The 23,026-nt window shown below is 42.0% G+C and carries 23 protein-coding genes, 1 pseudogene and 1 other annotated feature; of the genes and pseudogenes, 14 read left to right on the forward strand and 10 right to left on the reverse strand.

Annotation, left to right across the window (positions count from 1 at the left end; translation table 11 throughout):
• Positions 1-87 precede the first annotated feature (87 nt).
• Positions 88-1,104, reverse strand: coding sequence for a M42 family metallopeptidase (locus A8F94_RS23250; RefSeq protein WP_066206965.1), 1,017 nt, complete (start codon positions 1,102-1,104; stop codon positions 88-90).
• A 265-nt stretch (positions 1,105-1,369) separates the two neighbouring features.
• Here A8F94_RS23250 and A8F94_RS23255 point away from each other — a divergent pair, with 265 nt between their 5' ends.
• A complete protein-coding gene (locus A8F94_RS23255; protein ID WP_066206454.1) occupies positions 1,370-1,678 on the forward strand; it encodes a hypothetical protein in 309 nt (102 codons plus the stop codon).
• 366 nt (positions 1,679-2,044) lie between these two features.
• Here A8F94_RS23255 and corA read toward each other — a convergent pair whose 3' ends face one another.
• Positions 2,045-2,998, reverse strand: a complete 954-nt coding sequence (corA, locus tag A8F94_RS23260; RefSeq protein WP_066206457.1) for a magnesium/cobalt transporter CorA — start codon at positions 2,996-2,998, stop codon at positions 2,045-2,047.
• Between the two features lie 499 nt (positions 2,999-3,497).
• Positions 3,498-3,710 (forward strand) — a binding site (T-box leader).
• A 73-nt stretch (positions 3,711-3,783) separates the two neighbouring features.
• On the opposite strand from corA, the gene proS reads away from it, so the two are divergent.
• On the forward strand, positions 3,784-5,214 hold the full coding sequence (gene proS / locus A8F94_RS23265) for a proline--tRNA ligase (RefSeq protein ID WP_139070167.1): 1,431 nt from the start codon (positions 3,784-3,786) through the stop codon (positions 5,212-5,214).
• A gap of 72 nt (positions 5,215-5,286) precedes the next feature.
• Here proS and A8F94_RS25990 read toward each other — a convergent pair whose 3' ends face one another.
• Together A8F94_RS25990 and A8F94_RS23270 are read right to left on the reverse strand one after the other, a co-directional pair.
• Positions 5,287-5,463 carry a hypothetical protein gene (locus A8F94_RS25990; protein WP_175384505.1) on the reverse strand — a complete coding sequence of 59 codons (177 nt, stop codon included), beginning with the start codon at positions 5,461-5,463 and terminating at the stop codon, positions 5,287-5,289.
• Positions 5,464-5,483: 20 nt separating this feature from the next.
• Positions 5,484-5,684 (reverse strand): hypothetical protein, encoded by a 201-nt coding sequence (locus tag A8F94_RS23270; protein WP_066206460.1) that lies wholly within the window; start codon positions 5,682-5,684, stop codon positions 5,484-5,486.
• A 97-nt stretch (positions 5,685-5,781) separates the two neighbouring features.
• Between A8F94_RS23270 and A8F94_RS23275 the strand changes: the two genes are divergently transcribed.
• Positions 5,782-6,357, forward strand: a complete 576-nt coding sequence (locus A8F94_RS23275; protein WP_066206463.1) for an HAD-IA family hydrolase — start codon at positions 5,782-5,784, stop codon at positions 6,355-6,357.
• Positions 6,358-6,661: 304 nt separating this feature from the next.
• Here A8F94_RS23275 and A8F94_RS23280 read toward each other — a convergent pair whose 3' ends face one another.
• Complete coding sequence (locus A8F94_RS23280) at positions 6,662-7,867, reverse strand: TIGR04053 family radical SAM/SPASM domain-containing protein (protein WP_077247907.1); 1,206 nt, start codon at positions 7,865-7,867, stop codon at positions 6,662-6,664.
• A 386-nt stretch (positions 7,868-8,253) separates the two neighbouring features.
• On the opposite strand from A8F94_RS23280, the gene A8F94_RS23285 reads away from it, so the two are divergent.
• Positions 8,254-9,261: a C40 family peptidase gene (locus A8F94_RS23285; protein WP_066206466.1), complete on the forward strand. Its 1,008-nt coding sequence runs from the start codon at positions 8,254-8,256 to the stop codon at positions 9,259-9,261.
• 219 nt (positions 9,262-9,480) lie between these two features.
• Here A8F94_RS23285 and A8F94_RS23290 read toward each other — a convergent pair whose 3' ends face one another.
• Together A8F94_RS23290 and A8F94_RS23295 are read right to left on the reverse strand one after the other, a co-directional pair.
• Positions 9,481-9,816 (reverse strand): DUF3243 family protein, encoded by a 336-nt coding sequence (locus tag A8F94_RS23290; RefSeq protein WP_066206476.1) that lies wholly within the window; start codon positions 9,814-9,816, stop codon positions 9,481-9,483.
• Positions 9,817-9,880: 64 nt separating this feature from the next.
• A complete protein-coding gene (locus tag A8F94_RS23295; RefSeq protein ID WP_066206478.1) occupies positions 9,881-10,210 on the reverse strand; it encodes a hypothetical protein in 330 nt (109 codons plus the stop codon).
• 131 nt (positions 10,211-10,341) lie between these two features.
• On the opposite strand from A8F94_RS23295, the gene A8F94_RS23300 reads away from it, so the two are divergent.
• From A8F94_RS23300 to A8F94_RS23310, 3 genes are all read left to right on the forward strand, one after another.
• Positions 10,342-11,169: an STAS domain-containing protein gene (locus tag A8F94_RS23300; protein ID WP_066206481.1), complete on the forward strand. Its 828-nt coding sequence runs from the start codon at positions 10,342-10,344 to the stop codon at positions 11,167-11,169.
• A 173-nt stretch (positions 11,170-11,342) separates the two neighbouring features.
• Positions 11,343-11,777, forward strand: a complete 435-nt coding sequence (locus tag A8F94_RS23305) for a DUF2243 domain-containing protein (RefSeq protein WP_066206483.1) — start codon at positions 11,343-11,345, stop codon at positions 11,775-11,777.
• Positions 11,778-11,829: 52 nt separating this feature from the next.
• Positions 11,830-12,726 carry an NAD-dependent epimerase/dehydratase family protein gene (locus A8F94_RS23310; protein WP_066206486.1) on the forward strand — a complete coding sequence of 299 codons (897 nt, stop codon included), beginning with the start codon at positions 11,830-11,832 and terminating at the stop codon, positions 12,724-12,726.
• Between the two features lie 79 nt (positions 12,727-12,805).
• Here the strand turns inward: A8F94_RS23310 and A8F94_RS23315 are convergent, their stop codons facing one another.
• Complete coding sequence (locus A8F94_RS23315; RefSeq protein ID WP_066206489.1) at positions 12,806-13,144, reverse strand: DUF948 domain-containing protein; 339 nt, start codon at positions 13,142-13,144, stop codon at positions 12,806-12,808.
• A 265-nt stretch (positions 13,145-13,409) separates the two neighbouring features.
• Here A8F94_RS23315 and A8F94_RS23320 point away from each other — a divergent pair, with 265 nt between their 5' ends.
• Together A8F94_RS23320 and A8F94_RS26605 are read left to right on the forward strand one after the other, a co-directional pair.
• Entirely contained in the window at positions 13,410-14,873 is a 1,464-nt protein-coding gene (locus A8F94_RS23320; RefSeq protein WP_254660935.1) for a PstS family phosphate ABC transporter substrate-binding protein, read from the forward strand.
• 121 nt (positions 14,874-14,994) lie between these two features.
• A pseudogene (locus tag A8F94_RS26605) lies at positions 14,995-15,419 on the forward strand (GNAT family N-acetyltransferase).
• Positions 15,420-15,673: 254 nt separating this feature from the next.
• On the opposite strand, the gene A8F94_RS23325 reads toward A8F94_RS26605, so the two are convergent.
• Positions 15,674-16,597, reverse strand: a complete 924-nt coding sequence (locus A8F94_RS23325; protein WP_066206493.1) for a carbon-nitrogen hydrolase family protein — start codon at positions 16,595-16,597, stop codon at positions 15,674-15,676.
• A 381-nt stretch (positions 16,598-16,978) separates the two neighbouring features.
• Here A8F94_RS23325 and A8F94_RS23330 point away from each other — a divergent pair, with 381 nt between their 5' ends.
• From A8F94_RS23330 to A8F94_RS23350, 5 genes are all read left to right on the forward strand, one after another.
• Positions 16,979-17,179, forward strand: coding sequence for a PLD nuclease N-terminal domain-containing protein (locus A8F94_RS23330; protein WP_066206497.1), 201 nt, complete (start codon positions 16,979-16,981; stop codon positions 17,177-17,179).
• A complete protein-coding gene (locus A8F94_RS23335; protein WP_066206503.1) occupies positions 17,179-18,087 on the forward strand; it encodes an ABC transporter ATP-binding protein in 909 nt (302 codons plus the stop codon). The genes A8F94_RS23330 and A8F94_RS23335 overlap by 1 nt, the downstream gene beginning before the upstream one ends.
• Positions 18,084-18,863: an ABC transporter permease gene (locus tag A8F94_RS23340; RefSeq protein WP_066206506.1), complete on the forward strand. Its 780-nt coding sequence runs from the start codon at positions 18,084-18,086 to the stop codon at positions 18,861-18,863. Before A8F94_RS23335 ends, A8F94_RS23340 begins: the two co-directional genes overlap by 4 nt.
• A 131-nt stretch (positions 18,864-18,994) precedes the next feature.
• Positions 18,995-20,179, forward strand: a complete 1,185-nt coding sequence (locus A8F94_RS23345; protein ID WP_066206509.1) for a M20 family metallopeptidase — start codon at positions 18,995-18,997, stop codon at positions 20,177-20,179.
• 324 nt (positions 20,180-20,503) lie between these two features.
• Positions 20,504-21,349 (forward strand): aldo/keto reductase, encoded by an 846-nt coding sequence (locus A8F94_RS23350; protein ID WP_066206512.1) that lies wholly within the window; start codon positions 20,504-20,506, stop codon positions 21,347-21,349.
• A 168-nt stretch (positions 21,350-21,517) separates the two neighbouring features.
• On the opposite strand, the gene A8F94_RS23355 is transcribed toward A8F94_RS23350, so the two are convergent.
• Positions 21,518-22,969 (reverse strand): alpha-amylase, encoded by a 1,452-nt coding sequence (locus tag A8F94_RS23355; RefSeq protein ID WP_066206515.1) that lies wholly within the window; start codon positions 22,967-22,969, stop codon positions 21,518-21,520.
• Between the last annotated feature and the right edge of the window lie 57 nt (positions 22,970-23,026).

Raw genomic sequence — 23,026 nt, forward strand, 5'->3', positions numbered from 1 at the left:
TACTTCCTTTTAAACTGCATTATTTAGTGTGTTGGCTCATAAAAAAAAGAAGGGGATGCCACAAATTTGTGCCATCCCCTCATTGGGTTAGATCACCATTTCAGTCTGGACGTATTCAACCAGAAGAGAGAAAGTGTGTTCTAGGGAAGAGCGATGCGTCCTTTCAAAGGCATGCGAGGAATCAATGCCAGGGCCAACAAGACCATGGACAATATCGTGCCCGGACCTGATTGCTGCTGAAGCATCCGATCCGTAATAAGGATAAATATCAAGCTTGTAAGGAATCCCTTTTTCTTCGGCAAGCTGGGTTAATTTTTTCCTTAATCCATAATGGTAAGGGCCGCTCGCATCCTTCACACAGATGGATACGGTATATTCGTCGGTTTGCTGGCCATCCCCCATTGCCCCCATATCTACAGCCAGGTATTCGACTGTCTCAGGTGTAATATTCGAGTTGCCGCCGTATCCAATTTCTTCGTTGTTTGAGAAGAGAAAATGAGTTGTATAGGGGAGTTCGATTCCTTCTGTTTTGACCTTTTTGATTAACTCGAGGAGGATGGCTACGCTAGCCTTATCATCCAAATGGCGAGACTTTACATAACCTGACTCCGTTACCTGGACCCTTGGGTCGAAAGAAACAAAATCGCCTACCTCTATTCCAAGTGCGCGCACTTCTTCAGCGCTATGTACCTTCTCATCAATTCTAATTTCAATATTTGCCTGGTTCCGTTCGGCTTTTCCAGCATCTTTATAGACATGTACCGATTGCTGGTGCATTAGGATAGTTCCAGAATATGTCTTGCCTGAACTTGTTTCAATCGTGCAATATTCTCCTTCGATGGAATTAAAGGCAAATCCGCCAATCAAGTCGATTTTCAGTCGTCCGCTTGGCTTGATTTCCTTGACCATCGCCCCTAATGTATCAAGATGGGCAGTCAGCATCCTATGTCTGTTGTTGTTTTTTCCAGGAAGCGTTGCGATTAACCCGCCTTTTCGATTTCGTTTCATTTCAACGCCGAGATCGCCGAGAAACGCCTCTACGTAAGCAATCGCTTTTTCGGTATTGCCTGTTGGGCTTGGGATTGAAACCAAGTCGGCAAGCATAGTTACAATATCATTCGTATGTCCTTTTTCCAAGTAAAAAATCGCCTCTTTCCTGTCTGAATTCTTTCTCAATTATACCTCCATAGTTTGGTTGTGGGAAACAAAATACGAACCTTATGCATTTTTTCCCCAAACAGGCATACGGTAAATAGGTGGACGGAATTTTCTGAAAGTTGATTAAATCCAATTTTTGATGGGTATAACTGTGTATAGAAGAACAGGCTATAGCCTAGTTCAAAATAATAAAGATAGCGGGGGAGACAAAGTGACAAGGTTCGAATTACACCATATGAAACCTAAAAAATCCAGTTTGTACAAGTGGATTGCTGCGTTTGCTTTCTTGCTAGTCTGCATCGGGCTCATGGTGGGATTCAGCAAATACGCACAAAGTACAATTAAAATAGAAGCGCCTGAGATTGACCATGGGCGTAAAGTCATTGTTCATTTACCAAATGGAAAAGAAGTATTCACCTATGAAAACCTTATCGTAAAAGAAGGCGATAAGCTCCTGTATAAAGGCGAACGCAACACACTCGATTTGACTGGCGGAAAAGTAGAATATAAGGAATGGTAAGGAAGAGGGCTGCACCGAAGGATGGTGCAGCTCTTTTCTGTGGGCGAATTAGGTTCATATTAGGCGGTTGGGTGGAATTTATATCATTAATTCGTATGCTAAGTGGGAGTCCGAACTTCATTTAGTAGCATTAAATGACGATTCGCACACTAGGATTAATACACGAAACCGCGTTTAGTAGATTAAACTGTGGTTTCGGCGCTGAGATTTATCTGCCAAACCGCGTTTAGAAGATTAATCTGTGATTTCGGCGCTGCGATTTATCCACGAAACCGCGTTTTGAAGATTAATCGGTGGTCTGGGCGGAGGATTAATCCACGAAACTATTCTTAGCAAATCAATCCTTGTAAAAGGAATAGCCTAAAATTATTTAAACCACCCTTTTCTCCAGAAAAACAGGAACATTGCCAAACCAATCAATCCCATTGTACCCAAAGCTGCAAAATACCCGTATCTCCAAACAGTCTCCGGCATATATTCAAAATTCATCCCATAAATCCCGGCAATAAACGTTAATGGCATAAATATAGTCGTTATGACAGTCAAAACCTTCATTACCCGATTGGTTTCGTGACTATTCATGGAGAGTATACTGTCGCGGATATCCTTCGTGAGTTCCCTGTTGGAGTCAACTAAATCGGTCAGCTTCAGCAAGTGATCATGAATATCGGAGAAATAAGCACTCCGAAGCTGCAGCTCCGTAAGTTTTTGAGAGTTGAGCATCCTATAGATCAAATCTCTCATTGGTGCAACAGTATGGCGCAGCATCAACAAGCTTTTCCTAATATCAAAAACCTCTTTTAACAAACCTTCTGTTGAGCCGCCCGTATAGGCTTCGTCCATTTCATTCAGCTCATCCTCAATCCTGTACAAAGGCGGAAAATAATTATCAACGAGTTGATCTAATATGTGGTAAAGGATAAGCGACGGGCTATAGCTATCGCGATTTTTCGATGAAAGTACCCTGCGCCAAACTTCGCTTATTTCAGAAGAAGGGTGCTTATGAAAAGTAACGATGTAATTTTCGGCAAGAAAAATGTCAACTTCCTCTTTCTCGAGCGTTTCCTGGTTAATCGAATGTGCCACAAAGAAGGAATATCCTTCGTAATAATCCAGCTTTGGCCTCTGCAGCCTGTGGAGGCAGTCCTCAATGGCAAGAGGATGAAAATGGAGAGGACTGGCAAGAACGGATACTTCATCATCAGTAGGACTATTAAAATCAATCCAGTACCAGCTATCGGAATCATTGCCGGCAAGACTTTCCACCGGCAAATTTTCAACAACTTCCCCGGCCTGGTTGAACGATATTGTACGAATCATAGCTGTCTCCTCAAACGTATTTTGTTCATCATATCAAACATGCCTTCCTGAGGAAAACTAACAGTATTAGGGGAGGTGCAGGTGCTTGTGAGCACCAGGACACGGACGAGAGTACTCTGTGAGATTGAAATTCGTTTAAAAGTACAGATTATTGGCTATACTTTTTATGTCGCCAGCGCTTGAAATGAGTTCAATACGATTTATTGGTTACATTTTGAAGGTCTCCAGAACTCGAAACGCGTCCAATAGGATTTATTAGTTACATTTTGAAGGTCTCCAGGACTCGAAACGTGTCCAATAGGATTCATTGGTTACATTTTGAACGTCACCAAAGCTTGAAACGTGTCCAATGCCAACAATTGGCTACATTCTACATTCTGCCGAAGCTTGTAACTTGCCTGCCGAACCTATAGATTTGTCTGGTTTTTTTTCAGAGAACCAAAAAGCCAGTAAAAATTTGACTTGGCATACCGTAATTTAATATAATTTTGAAAAAACAATCGAAACTGTGATGGGGACTAGTAAAATGGACCGCAACCTTTCCAGAGAGGAAGCCGCATGCTGAGAGGCTTCCAGGCTGCACATTTGAACCTGCCCCGGAGTTCTGTATCGGGCAATTTGCGAAGATACGGCGGAGCGTTCCGTTATACGATAAGTGCGCAAGGAAGTTCCTTGCGAATTAGGGTGGTACCGCCAGGCCATGGTCCCTTTTTATAGGGATTATGGCCTTTTTGTATTGGTTTGGGGACGGAACGCTAAATTCAAAAGGAAAAGGAGAGAGAATCATGCAAAAGGAATTTGTAAAAAGTATTACCGCGATGGATGTCGACTTTGCACAATGGTATACCGATGTTGTCACAAAAGCCGACCTGATTGATTACTCATCGGTCAGGGGGTCGATGATCATCCGGCCTTATGGATACGCGTTGTGGGAGAATATCAAGAATGCGCTTGATGCTCGCATTAAGGCGACAGGGCATGAAAATGTCTATATGCCATTGTTCATACCTGAGAGCTTGCTTCAAAAAGAAAAGGATCATGTCGAAGGTTTTGCACCAGAAGTAGCCTGGGTCACACACGGAGGATCAGAGGAACTTGCGGAGCGGCTTGTAGTCCGGCCGACCTCTGAAGTGCTTTTCTGTGAGCATTACAAGAACATCATTCACTCCTATCGTGACCTGCCTAAGCTTTATAATCAATGGGCAAACGTAGTCAGGTGGGAAAAAACAACGCGCCCATTCCTGCGTACGCTTGAGTTTCTTTGGCAGGAAGGCCATACTGCCCATGAAACGGATGAGGATGCCCATGAAGAGACAAAGCGGATGCTCGATGTGTACGCGGATGTTCTTGAGAATATACTTGCCATCCCTGTGATTAAAGGGCAAAAAACGGAAAAGGAAAAGTTTGCGGGAGCCAAATTCACGTATACCGTTGAAAGTTTGATGCATGATGGAAAAGCTCTTCAATCGGCAACATCCCATCACCTTGGCAATGGTTTTGCCAAAGCGTTTGGAATTCAATTTTTGGATAGGGAAGGGAAGCTCCAGCATGTCCACCAGACATCATGGGGGTTCACCACCAGGGTAATTGGAGCGCTGATTATGGTTCACGGAGATGACCGGGGACTGGTTATTCCGCCAAAGGCTGCTCCAACCCAGGTAATGATTGTCCCAATAGCACAGCACAAAGAAGGCGTTTTAGATTTCGCCTATGATTTAAAAGAAAAACTGTCAGATGATTTCAGGGTCGGCATCGATGCCAGTGATAAACAACCTGGCTGGAAATTTAATGAGTATGAAATGAAGGGTGTGCCTGTGCGGCTCGAGGCTGGGCCTAGAGATATAGAGAAGAACCAGGTTATTCTAGTTAGAAGAGACACTGGCGAAAAGCTTGTCACTCCGCTTGATGGACTTGAAGGAAAACTATCCTCTCTGCTCGAAGAGATTCAGAATAACTTATTCACCCGTGCAAAGGAGTTGCTGGAAAAGAAAACTTCCACCGCAACAACACTGGATGAATTCAAGGCTAGCCTTGAAGCAAGTCCAGGTATGATTAAGGCAATGTGGTGCGGCAAACAGGAGTGTGAGGATAAAATCAAGGAAGAAACCGGCGCCACATCGCGTTGCATGCCTTTTGAGCAGGAAAAGGTTTCCGACAAATGTGTTTGCTGCGGGGAAAAAGCAGAACACATGATCATTTGGGCAAAAGCATATTAAAGCTTAAAAAAATCCCGTACCTCGATAAAGAGAGGCTCGGGATTTTGAAAGAATACTAAATCATGTCGTTTCCTATTGCCGATCATCTGAGTTGTCATCACAGCAGCTTGGGTTTTCGGCGATAATTTTTTCGATTTTTTTTGTATCGCCTTTAGCATTAATAATGCTGACCAAGTCCGTCATATTTTCAGCAATCTGCTCATCGTCAAGTCGTTCCTCGTCAAGTAATTGATGCTCGTTTTTAGTCATTCTATCACCCCTTGATTTGCTTATTGTTCATATTCTTCGCGATCAAGGTCTTCGGGATCAGTGTTAGGGCTGTCTTTTCCTGTATCGTTACTCGGACGGTCGCTTTGTTTTTTGCCATCTTCATCAACGACAGGAGGAGCCGGATCTTCGGCACCACCACAGCCTGCAATGCCAAAGGCAAGTAAGAACGCGGCAATGCCTGCTTTCGTAAACTTAAGCATGGGTAACCTCCATTCTTGCTGGTCTACTATTTATATACCCAAAAATTAGGATATTTAACGGTGTAAAAGAAAGCCTGTTCACAGAAAGGGGATCACAATGAATTTTTTATGGGATTTTGATGGAACCATTTTTGATACATATCCTTCTTATACAAAATTATTCAGGGAAGTCACTGGGAATCGAATACCGGAAGAAGAAGTGCGATCACAGCTCAAAGTTTCCTTTGGACATGCTTTTTCCTATTTTAAGTTGACCGAAGAAGAGAGCGCGCGGATGAGAAGAGAAGTCAGGCTGATTGGAGTGGATGCATTCAAGCTTTTTCCGGGAATAGAAGAAGTTTTGAAGATGGCTGATACAAACGTCATTATGACTCATAAAGAGAAGGAAGATGTGCAAAAAGTTCTTGAACATCATGGACTCTATCATTATTTTACTGAAATTGTCGGGCAGGAAGACGGATTCCCGCGAAAACCCGACCCTCAAGCCTACCGGTATCTTCACGACAAGTACCGGATAGACCTCGCGATTGGGGACAGGGCACTCGATTTGGAGCCTGCCAGGATTCTCGGCATACGAACACTTTCTTTTCAAAACAGAAATTCAGATGCGGATTACTATCTTGACGATTATAGGGATTTTGAAAAGAAAGTCTGGCCACTGTTGGAAAAGTGATTGAAGATGCTTAATTAAGGTGATGGAGAGGGGGGAGCATGTGCAAGTTGATTTTCACTAGTAATAAAGTGTCAGACGGTTAAGTTATTTATGGTACTACTCGGAGTATTACTAGATTTCGAAGTGGATTGCCTAGTGAATCTCTGAGTAGTGCTAGTGAAAAATAATTAGTATCCCAAGCGGACTAATAGTAAAGTGTTCGGTCTCATTATTTTAACCCAAAACCAAACTCGCCAGTTCGTCCGGCAAAACCGATGCCAGAAAAAAAGACAGCCAAATTTCAGGCTGTCTTTTTGCGTTTGAATTAAACCGTAACTGCATCTTTTCCGCGCATTGCCTTTGGAATATAGACGCAATATGGTTCGCTCTCCATATAGTCTCCGGTGACTGCATAGGTTCTCGAACGGGAGCCGCCGCAAACCTTATTAAATTCACATACACCGCATTTACCTTTATATTTATCAGGCTGGCGGAGGTTTTTTAAAACTTCTGATTCCCGATAGATGGTTGCCAAAGGCTGTTCGCGGACGTTTCCGACTACGATTGGAAGAAGGCCGCTTGGCAAAACATCTCCGATATGGTCGACGAAAATGAAGCCATTGCCATCATTTACGCCTTGTGGGGCACGCTTCAACCCATCAATGATGCCTTCCTGGTCCATCGTCATTGTATCCTCATACCGAATCTCCCCACGGTCAATTAAATGGTCACGGGCTTTCTCCTGGAGGACAACCCTGCGATAATGCTGGGCAGCCGTTGTCTTAATGTCGTAAGGAGCTGTTTTGCTTAGTTTATATAGCCAACGGAATACCTTTTCATGTTCGGCAGGAGTGATGCACTTGTCTTCCTGGCCGCGTCCTGTTGGCACAAGCAGGAAGATGTACCACATTACTGCACCGAGTTCAGCAACAAGCTTAGACATTTCTTCAAGATGGTCATAATTATAGCGTGAAATAACGGTGTTGATCTGAAGCGGCATTTCAAGCTCGTTTAAGTATTTGATTTTTTCAATTGTCATGTCGAATGAACCTGGAACACCTCGGAATGCATCATGTATTTCAGCATTTGGAGCATCGAGGCTGAAGCCCCAGCGGGATAAACCGACATCCTTTGCCTGCTTCATTTTTTCCTTTGTCACATTTTCGGTAGCACTTGGCACCATTGATACACGCATGCCCTTTTTGACTGCGTAATCCGCAAGCTCCATCAAATCCTCGCGCATCATACAATCTCCGCCGCTAAAAACAAGCATCGGGTTGCCCATATCATAGATTTGGTCGATTAAGTCAATGCCCTCCTCGGGATTTAGTTCACGGGGATCCTTGGTTAGCTGGGCATCGGCGCGGCAATGTACGCATTTCAGCTGGCAAGCCCTTGTTACTTCCCAGATTACAATAAACGGATTTTCATTATAGTCCATTTTGGGTCCAAGTCCCATATTGCCGTGCGGATGGCCGCCTGGATGCCCGCCTGGGTGTCCGTTTCTGTGTGGATGTCCCATTCCTTGCATTTTCATCACCATGCTTCTCATATATTTTTGTCATGCGTCTGTGTTTCTAGGAAAGCAACATAAACATGATGTTCTATAGGTTAATTATAGGTTTGAGCAAGGTGGAAAAATGGGTCCGATTGTTACGATATTTCTACATTCCTGTGCCAAAAAAGAAAACTATCTTACTATATTACAATTCTATTACATTAAGATTTCATGAGAAAAAGAAAAAGAAGGTAAAAAGGTAGTATTGATGGGGATTTGGGCAAATATTACCATGTAAAATTAGAGGATTTATTTTCCGTAGGTGGAGGTTTATTCCTGTATGACCATAATTTAGAGGTGTTTTTCCTGTTTAAAAATACATTAAGATGGAAATGCAAACAAATTTAGGAGATGACACCATGAAAAAACAAATCGCAACTTCAGCCATGGCAGCCGGAATTATGTTTGGATCATTTAGTGGACAAGCTAGTGCTTCTGAAATATATAATGTTAAATCTGGCGATAGCCTTTGGAGAATATCGCAAAATTACAATCTGACAATCTCGCAGCTGAAACAATGGAATAACCTTTCAGGCGACACAATCTATGTTAATCAGGCTTTAAAAGTGTCCGCACCTGAAGCGGCTGCAACAACAACTGTAAAAACAACAAATGCAACACATACAGTTAAATCCGGTGATACCCTTTGGGGGCTTGCAAGAAATTATGATACAACTGTCAGCCAATTAAAATCATGGAATGGATTAACATCTGACATAATCCATATCGGACAAGTCCTTAATGTTGGAAGCACATCAACCGTTGTTGCGTCTACACCAGCTGTTTCGAGTTCAAATGTTTCCACCTACACAGTTAAATCCGGTGATACTTTGTCCCATATTGCTTTAGACTTCAAGACAACTGTTTCGTCACTTAAGTCACTTAACGGCCTTACAAGCGACATCATTTATGTTGGACAAGTATTGAAAGTATCGGGAACTGCAACAGCAACACAAGTCAAATCAGCAACAACCACAGCTACAACAACATCAACAACAGCATCAACCACATCAACGGTCGATGCGCTTATAACTGAAGCGAAAAAACATCTCGGAGCTCCTTATTTATGGGCAGGGAATACACCAGCAGGTTTTGACTGCAGCGGATACCTTAAATATGTTTTTGGAAAAGTTGGCGTAACAATCCCACGTACAGTAGCTACAATCTGGGATGCGACTAAACCAGTTTCTTCGGTAAAACCGGGTGATATCGTATTTTACACTACCTACAAAGCTGGACCTTCACATGCAGGTATTTATATTGGAGATAATAAATTTATCCATGCGTCGTCATCAGGTGTTATGATTACAGATATGTCTAACTCATACTGGAAGCCTCGCTACTTGGGTGCCAGAACAGCTTTTTAATAGAATAGAACATAGCTTATTGCTATAACCGTACCCAATCTTTGGTGGCGGAAAACCTAGTAAGCCTAAAAAACACCGGTAAATTTCACCGGTGTTTTTTACTGTGAAAAATATGAATTTTTCACAACTTTATTTTTTTCGTTAAACTCCAGTGACTATTGCCCATAAAATCACATGGACAGACGCCCTTTGTCTGTCACGTGGTGTTCTGTGCTCTTCTTAACTATCCGCCCATTTGACAAGCATATGGGCGAGCATATGCCGTTCTTCATCATTGCCGACTTGCCAAAGATTCATAAGCAGAGCTTCTTCACGGTTTTGAGGCTGTGCATGGTCGGACAGGTAATTGGCAACTTTTTGTGCACCAACAGCGAGCTCCTCTTCATTCAAGCCAAGCCGTTTACCGAGCTCTACCCGTTTGCCAAGGTAGCGTTTGAACTCTTCAAAATCATGAAGCTTCTCATTCATTTGATCCTGGTCGATGCGGTCAACCACTTCGTCTACTCTCGATGCGTCAAAATCTCCATCTTTATGCATTGCATGTTCCTTTTCCATATAGAACCCTCCCTGTGTGAGTGTCCCTTTACCTTTATCCAGAAAAAAACAGCATCAAACATGGCTAGAAGGGTTGTATAGGCAGGTTAGTGGCAGCACTATCAAGAAAGATTACCTGATTGAAAAAACTTTTTAGGAGCAGCCAGCGAGCAGGATAGGTTTTGATAAAATCCTTAGCACATTCCTCTGAATATACAATGAGAAAAGGGACTTGTTTTGAATGTTTTTTAAGGTCGAAAAGAAGAGCATGGAAATTTGTATAATACGTATATAACTGCCAAGGGTTCAGTATTGCAGGTATAAGGCCAAGTTCCTCACGTAATGCGCATACGGCCATGCTCTGTTCTTCTGTTGGTATCAAACATCTTTCGTTAACAAACAATATCGCTTCCATAGTTCCACCTGATCTTATAATTAGTAATACCATAATTGACGGAAAATTATAAAAATATACACCTTTAAATTTTCCTTCATAACGCTTTCATGGTATTGTCAAAGTAGAATTTAGATAGGAGAAATTAATCCATGGAACTTACTCAGCTCAAATTACACTTAAGCGGAAAAATCGAAGAGAGTATAAATCTGCTCACCGAAACTTTAATGAGGGAAATGTCTCGATTTTATGCCTACGATTTCGCAAGTGAGGAAATACGGGAGCGTACTAATTCATATTTTCAAGAATTAGTCAGAATGGTATTGGAAGGGCTGAAGGAAGAGGATGTAAAGGAACATGCATTCAAATGGGGAGAAAAAATCGGACATTATTCAGTTGAAAACAATGGGGATTTGGGCAATACAATTAGAGGTGTAACAGTTTATAAAAATGTCATTTGGTCATTTATTTTTGAAGAAGGCAAAAAAATAAACGCTCAAGCCGACGATATCCTACATGTAATTAACGAGATAGACCATATTTTTAATATGATGGTTCATGGTTTCAGTACCGCCTTTACGAAAAATGCGGAGCAGCTCTTAAAGGAATCCCGGGAATTATACCTGAAAATTTCTGTACCCATTGTGCCGATTTCAAGTAAATTGGCAGTTTTGCCATTGATTGGCGACATCAACGAAATGAGATCGGAAACCCTTATCGCCGACACGCTGTATACCTGTGTCAGGAAAAGAATTGAAACTTTGGTGATTGATTTATCAGGAGTCGTCGAAGTAGACTTGATTGGAATTGAAGTGCTTTTCAAATTGCTTAAATCGCTGAATCTGTTAGGAGTAAAACCTGTTATTACAGGGATGAGCGGGGAAATCAGCAAAACCTTTGTTAATCTAGGTATAATGCTTGAAGACATAGCAATATACAGTAATTTGGAACAGGCTTTGAAAGAGTTGAAATTTTTCTAAAAAGGGCTTCACCCATTTTGAAGGGGAGCCCTTTGTTTTGCTCCACAAAGGCTGGAAAATGTAACTCTATAAGTGAAGATTATGGAATGAACGAGGCTTGCTTTCTGAAGTTCAATTGGTTTATAGCTCCTTTCCAGAGGCAATAATGGGCATAAAAAGGAAGGGAGAAAAGTATGAAATCATTTTGGGGTCCGTTTCTATTCGGGATTGGCATGATCGGAATGCTTGATGGAATTATTCTTCACCAGCTTTTGCAATGGCACAGTATTTATATGCATACGAACCGGGAAGGGCAGATTTTCAGCGATGGTGTTTTCCATCTGTTCGTAACCATTGTTATTTTTATTGCCGGACTTTTAATGTGGCAGGATCTTTCAGGAGGAAGAAAGGGCAGCGGCTATACGTTTTGGGGCAGCTTTCTGCTAGGTGCTGGTTCTTTTAACCTTGCTGAAGGAATCATCAATCATCATATATTGCAAATCCACCATGTTCGCCCATTCAGCCCTTATTCCTTTACGTATGATTTATCCTTTGACGGACTAGCGATTTTAATGCTGGCAATTGGCTGGTTTATTTTTAAAAAAGGAAAACGGTTTGCTAGTCTCTGAAAGCAGTACCTTTATAAAGAATCAAATTAGATGGGATGAGGGGGAGATTTCATTGAAAAAAGCATTAGTCCTGGGGGGAACGAGGTTTTTTGGGGTACACCTGGTTGAAGCGTTACTGGAACAGGGAATCGATGTGACTGTTGCGACGAGGGGAAACACCATTCCGCAATTTTCGGAAAATGTTGGCACGATCAGATGTGACAGAACAAAAGGGAATAACTTTAAAAAGGCTTTCTCGAATACAGAATGGGACATTGTCTTTGACCAAATTTGTTATAAACCAGATGATGCCCTTTTGGCAATTGATACGTTTTCCGGAAAAACCAAAAAGTATGTATTTACCTCAACAAAATCCGTATACGATCATCTTGACCAAAAAAACGCCTGCATAGAAGCGGATTTCGATCCGTACACATATAATTTTGCCGTTGGCAATAGTGAGAACCTTCCATATGGAGAAGGAAAACGGCAGGCCGAAGCAGTATTCTTCCAGAAAGCTCCGTTTGAAGTTTCAGCGGCAAGAGTGCCAATTGTAATGGGACCCGATGATTATACTGGGCGGCTGGACTTCCATATTAAAAAGGTTATGGACGGAGAAGAGATTTTTTTTCCGGATGTTGAAGCCGAGATGGATTATATTTTATCAAAAGAAGCTGGGAGATTTATTGCCTGGGCAGGAGTTAATGGAGTTATAGGGCCAATCAACGGAAGTTCCGATGGAACCGTTTCGATGAATGAAATAATATCTTTAATTGAGAAAGCGACTGGCAAAAAAGCAGTACTGGCAAAGAAGGCGACAAAAGAAAATCATTCTCCGTATGGCATACCATTTTCATGGATTATGAGCAATGAAAGAGCAAAGAAAGAGGGCTTTTTGTTTTCCGATGTCCATCAGTGGCTGCCTGAATTAATTAAACAATCGGCAGACAGACATAGAACTCGAGTGTAGAGGTGAACTATCAATATGCTAGCATATTAATAGCAACTAATAGCACGTTAAAAAGCCCGTGGCACATGGCCTCGGGCTTTTAATATGCAGGACGTCTTGATTTCTTTTTCCTTGATACTTTTGAAAGAGGCCTGAATTTAATCAGTTTTTTAACATTAGCTACTGTCTGTTTACCTGCTTCAGTTGTATACTGGATTGCTTCTTTTTTATAATCGATATCTTCCATAATTTCCTGTTGGTTTTCAGTTAGCTGTGTTGTTTCTACTTTAATTGTATCAACCTTGCGCTGGAGCCGGGCCACAGTTTCATTCAATTGATCGATGGCAGGCTTAGAAGCTTTCAGTGTTTTGAACGCCGAATAGCCAAGAAACCCTATCGCCCCTACAAAAATTGCGATACTAATGTACACAATCCACATTTCCATACCTCCCTGCTTCTAGTTTGTATCTATTTACCCAAAATAATGAACAACGTAACGTTAAAGCTGGAATTAAACCCGGAACCCGGCTGCTGCTTGGTTTAGGCTCCCCATAAATGTGCTAAGCAGTGAACCATCCAAACAAAATTAATTTCTAAAAGAAAAGAGCAGATGATTTTATAATTAAAAAATTCAGAAAAATAATTGTGTAGATGTATTGGATAGTGTAAAATTACACTAAAGTATATTTTAGGGGATGAAGAAGTTGAAACGGAATACAATCCTTGTTTTGCTTTATTTTCTATTTGTGCCATTCGTGATATCGGTGGGGGCATTAGGATTGGCGCTGGCACTAGGCGAAGCAACTTCGTATTATGCGCTGTTTTTGTATATTGCATCCGGAATCTGGGCCGGAGTACATTTTGCTAAAAAAGATACTGAACCTAAAACAAGTGTTGCTCGATTTCTTCCTGTTTCACTTCCTGCTTTAGTAGCCGTCAGCCTTGGAGCGGTTCTGATGTTAGCTACAAAAGGCTTTGTTGGCGAAAATCTCTGGGGGGTTTACGTATTCGGATTTTTCCCGTTTTTACCATACAATTTTATTACCTTTCTTACCGGGCTGAGAATTGCCGGCTTACTTGCTCCATTCCTCTATTATTTCATGTTTCTCCTCGCTTATTTGATCTACCATAGAAGAGCTCTTAAATTAAGTATAGCAGTATCAGGAACAGCAGTATTTGTACTATGTATAACTACAATTGGCATCACCCACTGGCATAGGATTCAGGAAGTACTTCCATCATACGGGTTTAAGTATGAAAATGGCTATTCCAGTGTAGACCTTGAGCCTTATTATGTACACAATGAGAATAATAAGCTCCCAAAGCTAAATGAACCGGCTACTTTTAGTATTAATAATCAAGAAGAAATGCCAGTTCTTGATGGTGCCGAGGCAGCCTTTCCGGTCTATTCTGCCTTTGCAAATGCAGTTTACACTGGAATAAGTGATATATATTTCAATAATAAAAGGCAAATTGAAGTTGTCAGTTTTACGAATACGATTTATGCGTTTGAACGGCTTGTTAAGGGAGAAGTAGATATTTTCTTTGGGGCCCAGCCTTCCCAAGAGCAGAAGCAACTGGCAGAGAGATTTGATAAAGAACTCGTTTTAACTCCGATTGGGAAAGAAGCATTTGTTTTCTTCGTAAACAGCAAGAACTCTGTCGACAATCTGGCAACAAATCAAATAAGAGACATTTACTCAGGCAAACTGACGAATTGCAATGCAGTTGGCGGAAGTGATGAGAAAATTCGCGCTTTCCAGCGGCCTCAAGGGTCAGGTTCGCAAACCATTATGCAAGTCGTTATGAGCGATACCCCTTTAATGGATCCTCTAAAGGAAGAAGTAAGCGGAATGGGCGATTTAATTGAGGAGGTTGCCAATTACCGAAACTATAAAAACGCTCTAGGCTATTCATTCCGCTTTTTTACGACAGGAATGAACCCAAGCAGGGAAATAAAGTTGCTTTCTATCGATGGAGTTGAACCAAACGAAGAAAATATCCGCTCAGGTAAGTATCCATTCGTCGTCAACCTTTATGCAATCACAATAAAGGACAATCCGAATAAACACATTACTCCATTTCTTGAATGGATGCAGGGTCCCCAGGGGCAGCAGATAGTTGGGGAAATTGGATACGTCCCTTTGAAAATGGAGGGGAGAGAATAGGCTAACTTACAAACTATTCTCTTTAAGTTCAATTCTGGTTTAAATATGGCCTGAATTACTCCTGCTAAAAAAACAGTCAATAACCGGCAATCGGCTTAAAAGTAGTGGGAGATAAAATTCTATTTATGGTATTAGGAAACCAAACGATTCGGAATATAAAAAAGGCTTTGTCCCTTTCACCACAAGCTTTATTTGATGGAACATTAAGCCAGACTGTACCATCAAATTGAAAAAGTCAAACAACTTATTGAACCACTATTACAGAAAGGAAGCTAGTATTTAATAGCAGCAACTGAAGGCGATATTCTAATGGGTTGGATTTTTATAGGAACAAGCAAAGACTAATTTACAGAAAAGATAGTTGGAGATATTTATGAATTATGTGTAATAGAAGAATTTAGCGGAAATGGAATTTTAAAAAGACTGATAGAGGCTGGGATCGTACATGAGGGTCGTTTAAGTGTATATACAGGAAATCAAGCCATTAAACTGTATGAAAAATTAGGATTCAAAAAAAGAACCATCACAATGAGGATGCCTATTTAAAAGCTATCTTTATATTAAAGCAAAATGGCTGGTTTAAAGAGAGTTGGGGAATAAATAAAAAATGGTTTCCTAGATTTTTATCGAAAATCACTAATAACTATTAACAAGACCATGTAAAATATGCGGGGGCTCATTAGCCAATTCAACTCTGGAGTTTAGCTTAATAAAAAACGAAAACAAAGAGCGCCTTACCCGGTATTTTAGCAATATCGCTCGTGCAGGCACTCTTAAGAATAAATATACTAAAAGGAAATCTATTGTTTGCCTTCATTCACAATTAATTGAAACACATCTTTCCGATTATAATGTCCGACTGCATCGAAGTCAAAATGGCCCCGTGTGATGTCATCCAAATCTAAAGTCGCGTACAGTATTTTTTCTTTTCCAAATACAGGCTCAACAATAAATTCTCCAAGAGGATTTACGATGCAACTTCCTCCTCGAGTGATTTCATCAGGCATTTTTTTCATTTCGTCTGTTTCAAGTAAATCCTCTTCATACATATCCTTCGTACTATATTGATTGCATGATAAAACAAAGCAACGTCCCTCAATAGCAATATGCCGCATAGTAGCGAACCAAGTGTCTCGCGAATCAGCAGTAGGTGCGATATAAATCTGGATTCCCTTTTCATACATAGCTGCGCGTGCTAGAGGCATATAGTTTTCCCAGCAAATTAGCGAACCCAATTTGCCATAAGGTGTATCGAAAACCGGTAGTGTACTCCCATCCCCTTCGCCCCAAATGAGACGTTCACTTCCTGTTGGTTTTAGTTTTCGGTGTTTACCCAACAGTTTTCCATCCGGACCAAAGTAAATCACCGTGCAATAAAGCGTGCCACCACTAGTTTCTTGGTCACGTTCAATCACGCCAATAACAGTATAAGCTCCCGCTTTTTTCACTGCTTCTCCTAATTGTTCTGTTTCTGGACCGGGTACAGCTATGGCATTTTTTGCGTAACGTAGGAAATCATTGCGTCCATTTGCAGAACGGCTTCCCACTACTGCCCCAAAGCTCATCCCGCGTGGATATGCCGGTATAAAAGCTTCTGGAAAAACAATAATATTGGCACCTTGTTCCCCAGCTTCAAGGATAAACTTTATTGCCTTGTTAACACATTGCTCTTTATTCATCACAATCGAACCAGCTTGTACGACGGCAACTTTGCATGTTGTCATCTGAATTCCCCCTTTTGTCCAATTTTAAGTGGAACCTTTTATATTGTAAAATGATAATCTTATTGATTATGTCCCATAGAATTGAGGGGGAATTTATGTACTTACATGCATTCAATTTTGCAATACCTTCAATGTGTGGAGTAACAGCTATTTGGTCTGGGAATAAAAGATATCTATCCCCGTTTTTAAATTTTATGGCGGTAAGTCAACAGAACGGCTCTGAGAAAGTGATTTTGTCGTCCTCCATAGAATAAGGCAGGAAGAGATTTTTAGTTTAAAATTTTTATTATCAAAAACGAAAACAATGGATGTATTTTTCATGGGTTCTTGATATACTATTCTTGTAATAGGTAAAAAGTAACAGAAAAGGGGGAGATTTTCATGGGATCTATAGCGGGAATTAGTTTAGGACTTTTGCTGCCTGTGTTGTTGATATCATTGATACTTCTAGTTGTGGCACTGGTGGATTTAGTTCGGTCTGAGCGAACAAACGGGCCTAAATGGGTCTGGGCATTGGTCATCGTCATGGTCAGCACGTTGGGACCAATCCTTTACTTTGTGTTTGGAAGGAGAAATTACTGATGCCTCTTGTCCAAATCGACGGGCTGAGGAAAAACTTCAAAGGAAATGAAGTTATCAAGGGCCTTGATTTTATTTTGAAAAAAGGGAAATGTACCGCCTTGCTTGGGCCAAACGGGGCGGGCAAGACGACGACACTGCGGATGTTGTCTGGCCTAATGGAACCATCCTCTGGTTCGATCGTGTTTACGGATGCAAAAAAAGGAGAGGATATCCGAAAGTTTATAGGCTATCTCCCTCAATATCCGGTCTTTTATGACTGGATGACTGGTTCCGAATTTTTGGCGTACGCTGGAAGGCTTGCCGGGCTATCAAAGAGTGAAGCAAAAGCAAGAACCACGGAGCTGCTTGAGCTTGTAGGGATTGCCGATGCAAGCAAGCGGGCTGTCGGTAAGTATTCGGGTGGGATGAAACAAAGGCTTGGAATTGCACAGGCGCTTATTCATCGCCCAAAACTGATTATGCTGGATGAACCAGTCTCGGCACTTGACCCTTTCGGAAGACGTGAAGTTCTTGAGCTATTGGAAAAATTGAAAACCGAAACTACAATCCTTTTTTCGACGCATATCCTGAGCGATGCGGAAGAGGTGTGTGACGAACTGCTTTTTTTACATAATGGGCAGATTGTGGAATCAGGAACAATGGATGAGTTGAGAGAACGCCACTCTGAATCCAAAATAGAGCTCCTTTTTAAAGGCCCTGCAGAAACATATGTAAATAAGTTTGTATCGTTTCCATTTGTTCAAAATTCAACTGTTTTGGGTCCCCAGCTTAATGTCTATGTGTCAGATATTGAACGGGCACGTCAGGCATTTTTAAAAGAGGCTGCGGAACAGGATATGCCGCTGGTCAAGTTTGAAGCGAGCCGGATGACTCTCGAGGACATTTTCATGAAGGTGGTGGCAAAATGAAACAGTGGCTTACACTTTTTGAAAAGGAAGTTCTTGAGATGTGGCGGAACTTCAGATGGATTTGGATGCCCATTACGTTCATTCTTTTAGGAGTCCAGGAACCATTGATTAGCTACTATATGGAGGATATCCTCAATACAGTGGGCGGCCTCCCGGAAGGCGCAGAGATTTCAATCCCGGTACCAAGTGCGCCTGAAGTTCTGATTGCGAGTATGTCCCAATACAATACACTCGGCATCTTGATAATTGTCCTTGTATCCATGTCACTCATATCGGGAGAGCGAAAAAGCGGGACGGCTGCGATGATTCTTGTTAAACCTGTATCCCATGCCTCCTTCATTACTGCGAAATGGGCAGGGACCCTGTTGTTGGTTTGGGTGTCATTATTGATCGGTTTTATTGCATCCTGGTATTATACCGGTCTCTTATTTGACTGGGTTGATTTAAAAAATTTCCTTGGCGCATTTTTCCTCGAAGGGCTTTGGTTAACTTTTGTGGTCACAGTAGCTGTTTTGTTTAGCTCTTTGTTCTTTGTATCAGGAGCCGCAGGGTTTGCCGCACTTGGCTCTGTTATTATCCTTACACTCGTTACCGGTACACTATCCCATGTGCTCGAATGGAGTCCGGCCAAACTGCCGGATTATGCCGGGGAGTTTGTTTTAGCAGGAAAGTTCCCGGAACACTCGGGTATGGCTATTATTCTTTCATTAATTGTAATTGCTATTTTACTTGTAACCTCTATATATGTGTTCCGAAGAAAAGAACTTGCCGCATAACCAGCATGGCCGTCCATATATGTTATGGATGGCTTTTTTAAATGAATTTTTCTTTTAAAACAGCGGATAATACGGTATTGTATAAGTACTTAGGAAATCGAAAGAATTAAGAATCTGGAGGAGATAGATAAATGGCAACCAACGCAACTGTTAACTTGAGTGAATTTGCAGAAAGTGTAACTGCGCAAGTAATTGAATGGAGAAGATATCTACATAGCAATCCGGAATTGTCATTCCAAGAAGAAAAAACTGCCCAGTTTGTATATGATACACTGTCATCCTTTGGTGGCCTGGAGCTATCCCGGCCTACAAAAACAAGTGTGATGGCGAGGCTTATTGGAAGCCAGCCTGGAAAGGTTCTTGCTATCCGGGCAGATATGGATGCACTTCCGATTACGGAAGAAAATGATTTTGAATTTTCTTCAAAGAACCCAGGGGTCATGCATGCTTGCGGCCATGACGGGCATACCGCGATGCTGCTTGGGACAGCAAAAGTGCTTTCTGGGCTTAAAGATCAAATTAAAGGTGAAGTTCGCTTTCTGTTTCAGCACGCTGAAGAACTTGCCCCGGGTGGAGCGGAGGAAATGGTTGCTGCCGGTGTAATGGACGGGGTTGACCTTGTTATTGGAACTCATCTGTGGTCTACCTTGCCAATTGGAAAAATCGGTGTTGTCTACGGTCCGATGATGGCTGCACCGGATACGTTTTGGATAACCGTAAAGGGTAAAGGGGGCCATGCTGCATTGCCACACCAGACGATCGATTCAATCGCGGTTGCCGCCCAGGTGGTAACCAACCTGCAGCACATCGTCTCTAGAAATACTGATCCTCTCGATAATTTAGTTTTATCGGTCACACAGTTTATTGCCGGTACAACTCACAATGTTATTCCGGGCTCTGTTGAAATGTGCGGTACAGTGCGCAGCTTCGATCCACAGCTTCGTGAATCGGTTCCTGCTACAATGGAAAGAGTCATTAAAGGTATCACCGAAGCGCATGGGGCAACATATGAATTTAAATATCAATTCGGCTACCGACCAGTCATCAATGATGAGGAAGTTACCAGAGTTATCGAGGAAACCGTATTGGAAGTTTACGGCGAAGAAGCTCTCGATTTGATGCGGCCAAATATGGGAGGCGAGGACTTCTCTGCATTCCAGCAAAAAGCCCCTGGTGCATTTTTCTATGTTGGAGCAGGGAATGAGGAAAAGGGAATCACTTATCCTCACCACCATTCGCGTTTTACAATTGATGAAGACTCCCTTGAAAAAGGAGTAAAGATATTCCTACATTCAGCGTTTAAATTTTTGGCATAAGGAAATAATGCGTATCACTTGTCTGACGGATGAAGGAGAGGGCAGCCAAAAACAGCTGCTATCCCTCCTCATAAAGGTGAAGGGGGGAACAGTTCAAAAAACAGCTGCTACCCATCCTTCATAGACGCTTAAGGAACACTAATTTTTAATAAGTATAGAGAAGGAGGCTGGCCAAAATGGTCAGCCTTTTTTATGGAGTTGAAAAATTGCAAGTTTGATTGGTCTGAATTTGCAATCTAATAAACCCGGTGGCATGATAATAGTGTTTAGTGAATCGAAATGATCACTGGCAGATACAGAGACCGTAATTGGGGAGGAATAGTAATGTCAGCAGCACATTTGCAGGATACGGTTACGCTTCACAATGGCGTGAAAATGCCGTGGTTCGGCCTTGGCGTTTTTAAAGTTAGAGAAGGGCAGGAAGTTATTGACTCTGTCAAGGCCGCTATCCGCAACGGCTATAAAAGCATAGACACTGCAGCTGTTTATAGGAACGAAGAAGGCGTTGGGCAGGCATTAAAAGAAGCACTTGAGGAGAACGGTCTCAAGAGGGAAGATATATTTGTAACTTCAAAGGTCTGGAACTCTGACCAGAGCTTTGAATCCACACTTGAAGCTTATCATGCCAGCCTGCAAAGATTAGGCCTGGATTATCTGGATTTATACTTGATTCACTGGCCGGTCAAAGGGAAGTACAAGGAAACCTGGCGTGCGCTAGAGTCTTTGTATAAGGAAGGCAAGGTTCGTGCCATTGGCGTCAGCAATTTCCATGTCCACCATTTAAAAGATATTCTTGAAGATGCCGAGATTAAGCCGATGGTGAACCAGGTTGAATTTCATCCGCATCTTACCCAGGTCGAACTTCGTGCATTTTGCAAAGAACAGGGTATTCAGTTTGAAGCATGGTCTCCGCTTGCCCAGGGAAAGCTTCTTGAAAATGAAACTTTGAAGGACATCGCTGAGAAATACAATAAGTCGGTGGCACAAGTTATCCTTCGCTGGGACCTTCAGCATGGTGTAATAACAATCCCTAAGTCAATTAATGAACATCGCATCATTGAGAATGCCTCCATCTTTGATTTTAAGCTATCCAGCGAGGATATGGAAAAAATAGATGGATTGAATAAAAATGAGCGCGTTGGTTCTGATCCTGATAATTTTAATTTTTAATAAAAAGGCGGTTTCTCCAAATCGGGAGAAAACCGCCTTTTTCAGTTGCGAGTATCGTCTTTTAAGCAGAGCATATTCGGATAGTGGGCGAAGATTTTGACGCCTGTGCAATGATTCGGGGCCGCCCAAATTGTTTTGAGGCGGCGGTTAAAGAAATCGATGGATTCTTTATAAAAGAGCCCATACTGAAACACTTCCGCCATTGACCTTAAAGGTAGCCCAGCCGTCTACTTCAATTGTAACTTCTTCCTGTCTTTCTCCGGTTAAATCAAGCCATACTTCGCCTGCACGATGCTCACCTACATACATCCGTTTTTCACCATCATCCCCGTTTGAAATGATGACAGCACACCCGGAGTTTTCGATTTCTTCAGTGCCTTTCCTGACCCAGCCAATTGTACATGGATGGTCGAAGTAATCATCTTGCTCACCGTATGCTTTTGTTTTTCTTGCTTTAAGGAGGATGTCGAGTTGTTCCTTAATGCCAGGCTTTGGTTCGGGGCCGCCGATTCCGTAGTAATCGCCGTAGAAAACACATGGATAACCATCACGCCTTAGTAAAATGAGGGCATATGCACTTGGCTTGAACCAATCTTCAACCCAGGATTCAAGCGCTTCGTGCGGCTGGGAATCATGATTGTCGACAAATGTTACGGCGTGGTTTCCATGGGTATTGACAAGAGTGTCATGGAAAATGGTAGTCAAGTCAAAATCACTTCCTGCCTTTGAGGCTGCATGAAGTTTATAGTGCAGAGCGACGTCGAACAAATCGATATTAAAGTCAACAATATCAAGATACTGCCGGCAAGCTTCAAGGTCAGGCTTCCAAAATTCTCCGACAAAGTAGAAGTTTTCCCCGCGATGATCCATTAAAGAATGGACGAAATCGTTAATAAATTTATGGTTGATGTGTTTAATTGCATCCAAACGGTAACCGTCACAGTTTGTCATGTCTGCGAGCCACTTTCCCCAGTTGATCATTTCATCGTGGACATCGGAATGGTCATAATCATAGTTTGCGAACATGAGATAATCATAATTTCCAAACTCATCGTCCACATGGTCGCTCCACGATTTATTTTCACCAAGGATGCGGAAAATTCCGGTACGGCCAGTTTTTTCATCATAATCTGTACCGTTAAAATGTGTATAATTCCATTTAAAGGAGGAATATGCATCAGCGCGCCCCTGGAAATCGAAACGCGTCCAGCCGTGAATTTCAAAAGGCTCTGAAATCACTTCATGCCTGTTCAATTCATCGACTTCAACAACCTCGAATTTTTCCATGGCATCTGCCCCTGCTTTGTGATTCATGACAACATCGATGTAGACCTCAACACCATGATGGTGGCATGCTTCAATGGCTTCCAAAAGTTCTTCCTTTGTCCCATATTTTGTGCGGATCGTGCCTTTTTGGTCAAATTCACCGAGATCATACAGGTCATAAGGTGCGTAGCCATTGTCTTCGTGAGAGGTAGCCTTTGTAACAGGAGGAATCCAAACAGCATCAATTCCCATGTCTTTCAAGGTCGGAGCCATTTCCTTCAGCCGTTTCCAATGTTCACCATCGGCTTCCAAATGCCATTCGAAAAATTGCAGCATGGTTTTATTTTTTTCCATTTTACATAATCCTTCCCAACAAAAACTGTTTTAACTTATAGCAATCCTCTATACCCT

This window comes from Bacillus sp. FJAT-27225 (genome assembly GCF_001685025.1).
In the GTDB taxonomy this organism is placed as follows: domain Bacteria; phylum Bacillota; class Bacilli; order Bacillales; family Cytobacillaceae; genus Bacillus_D.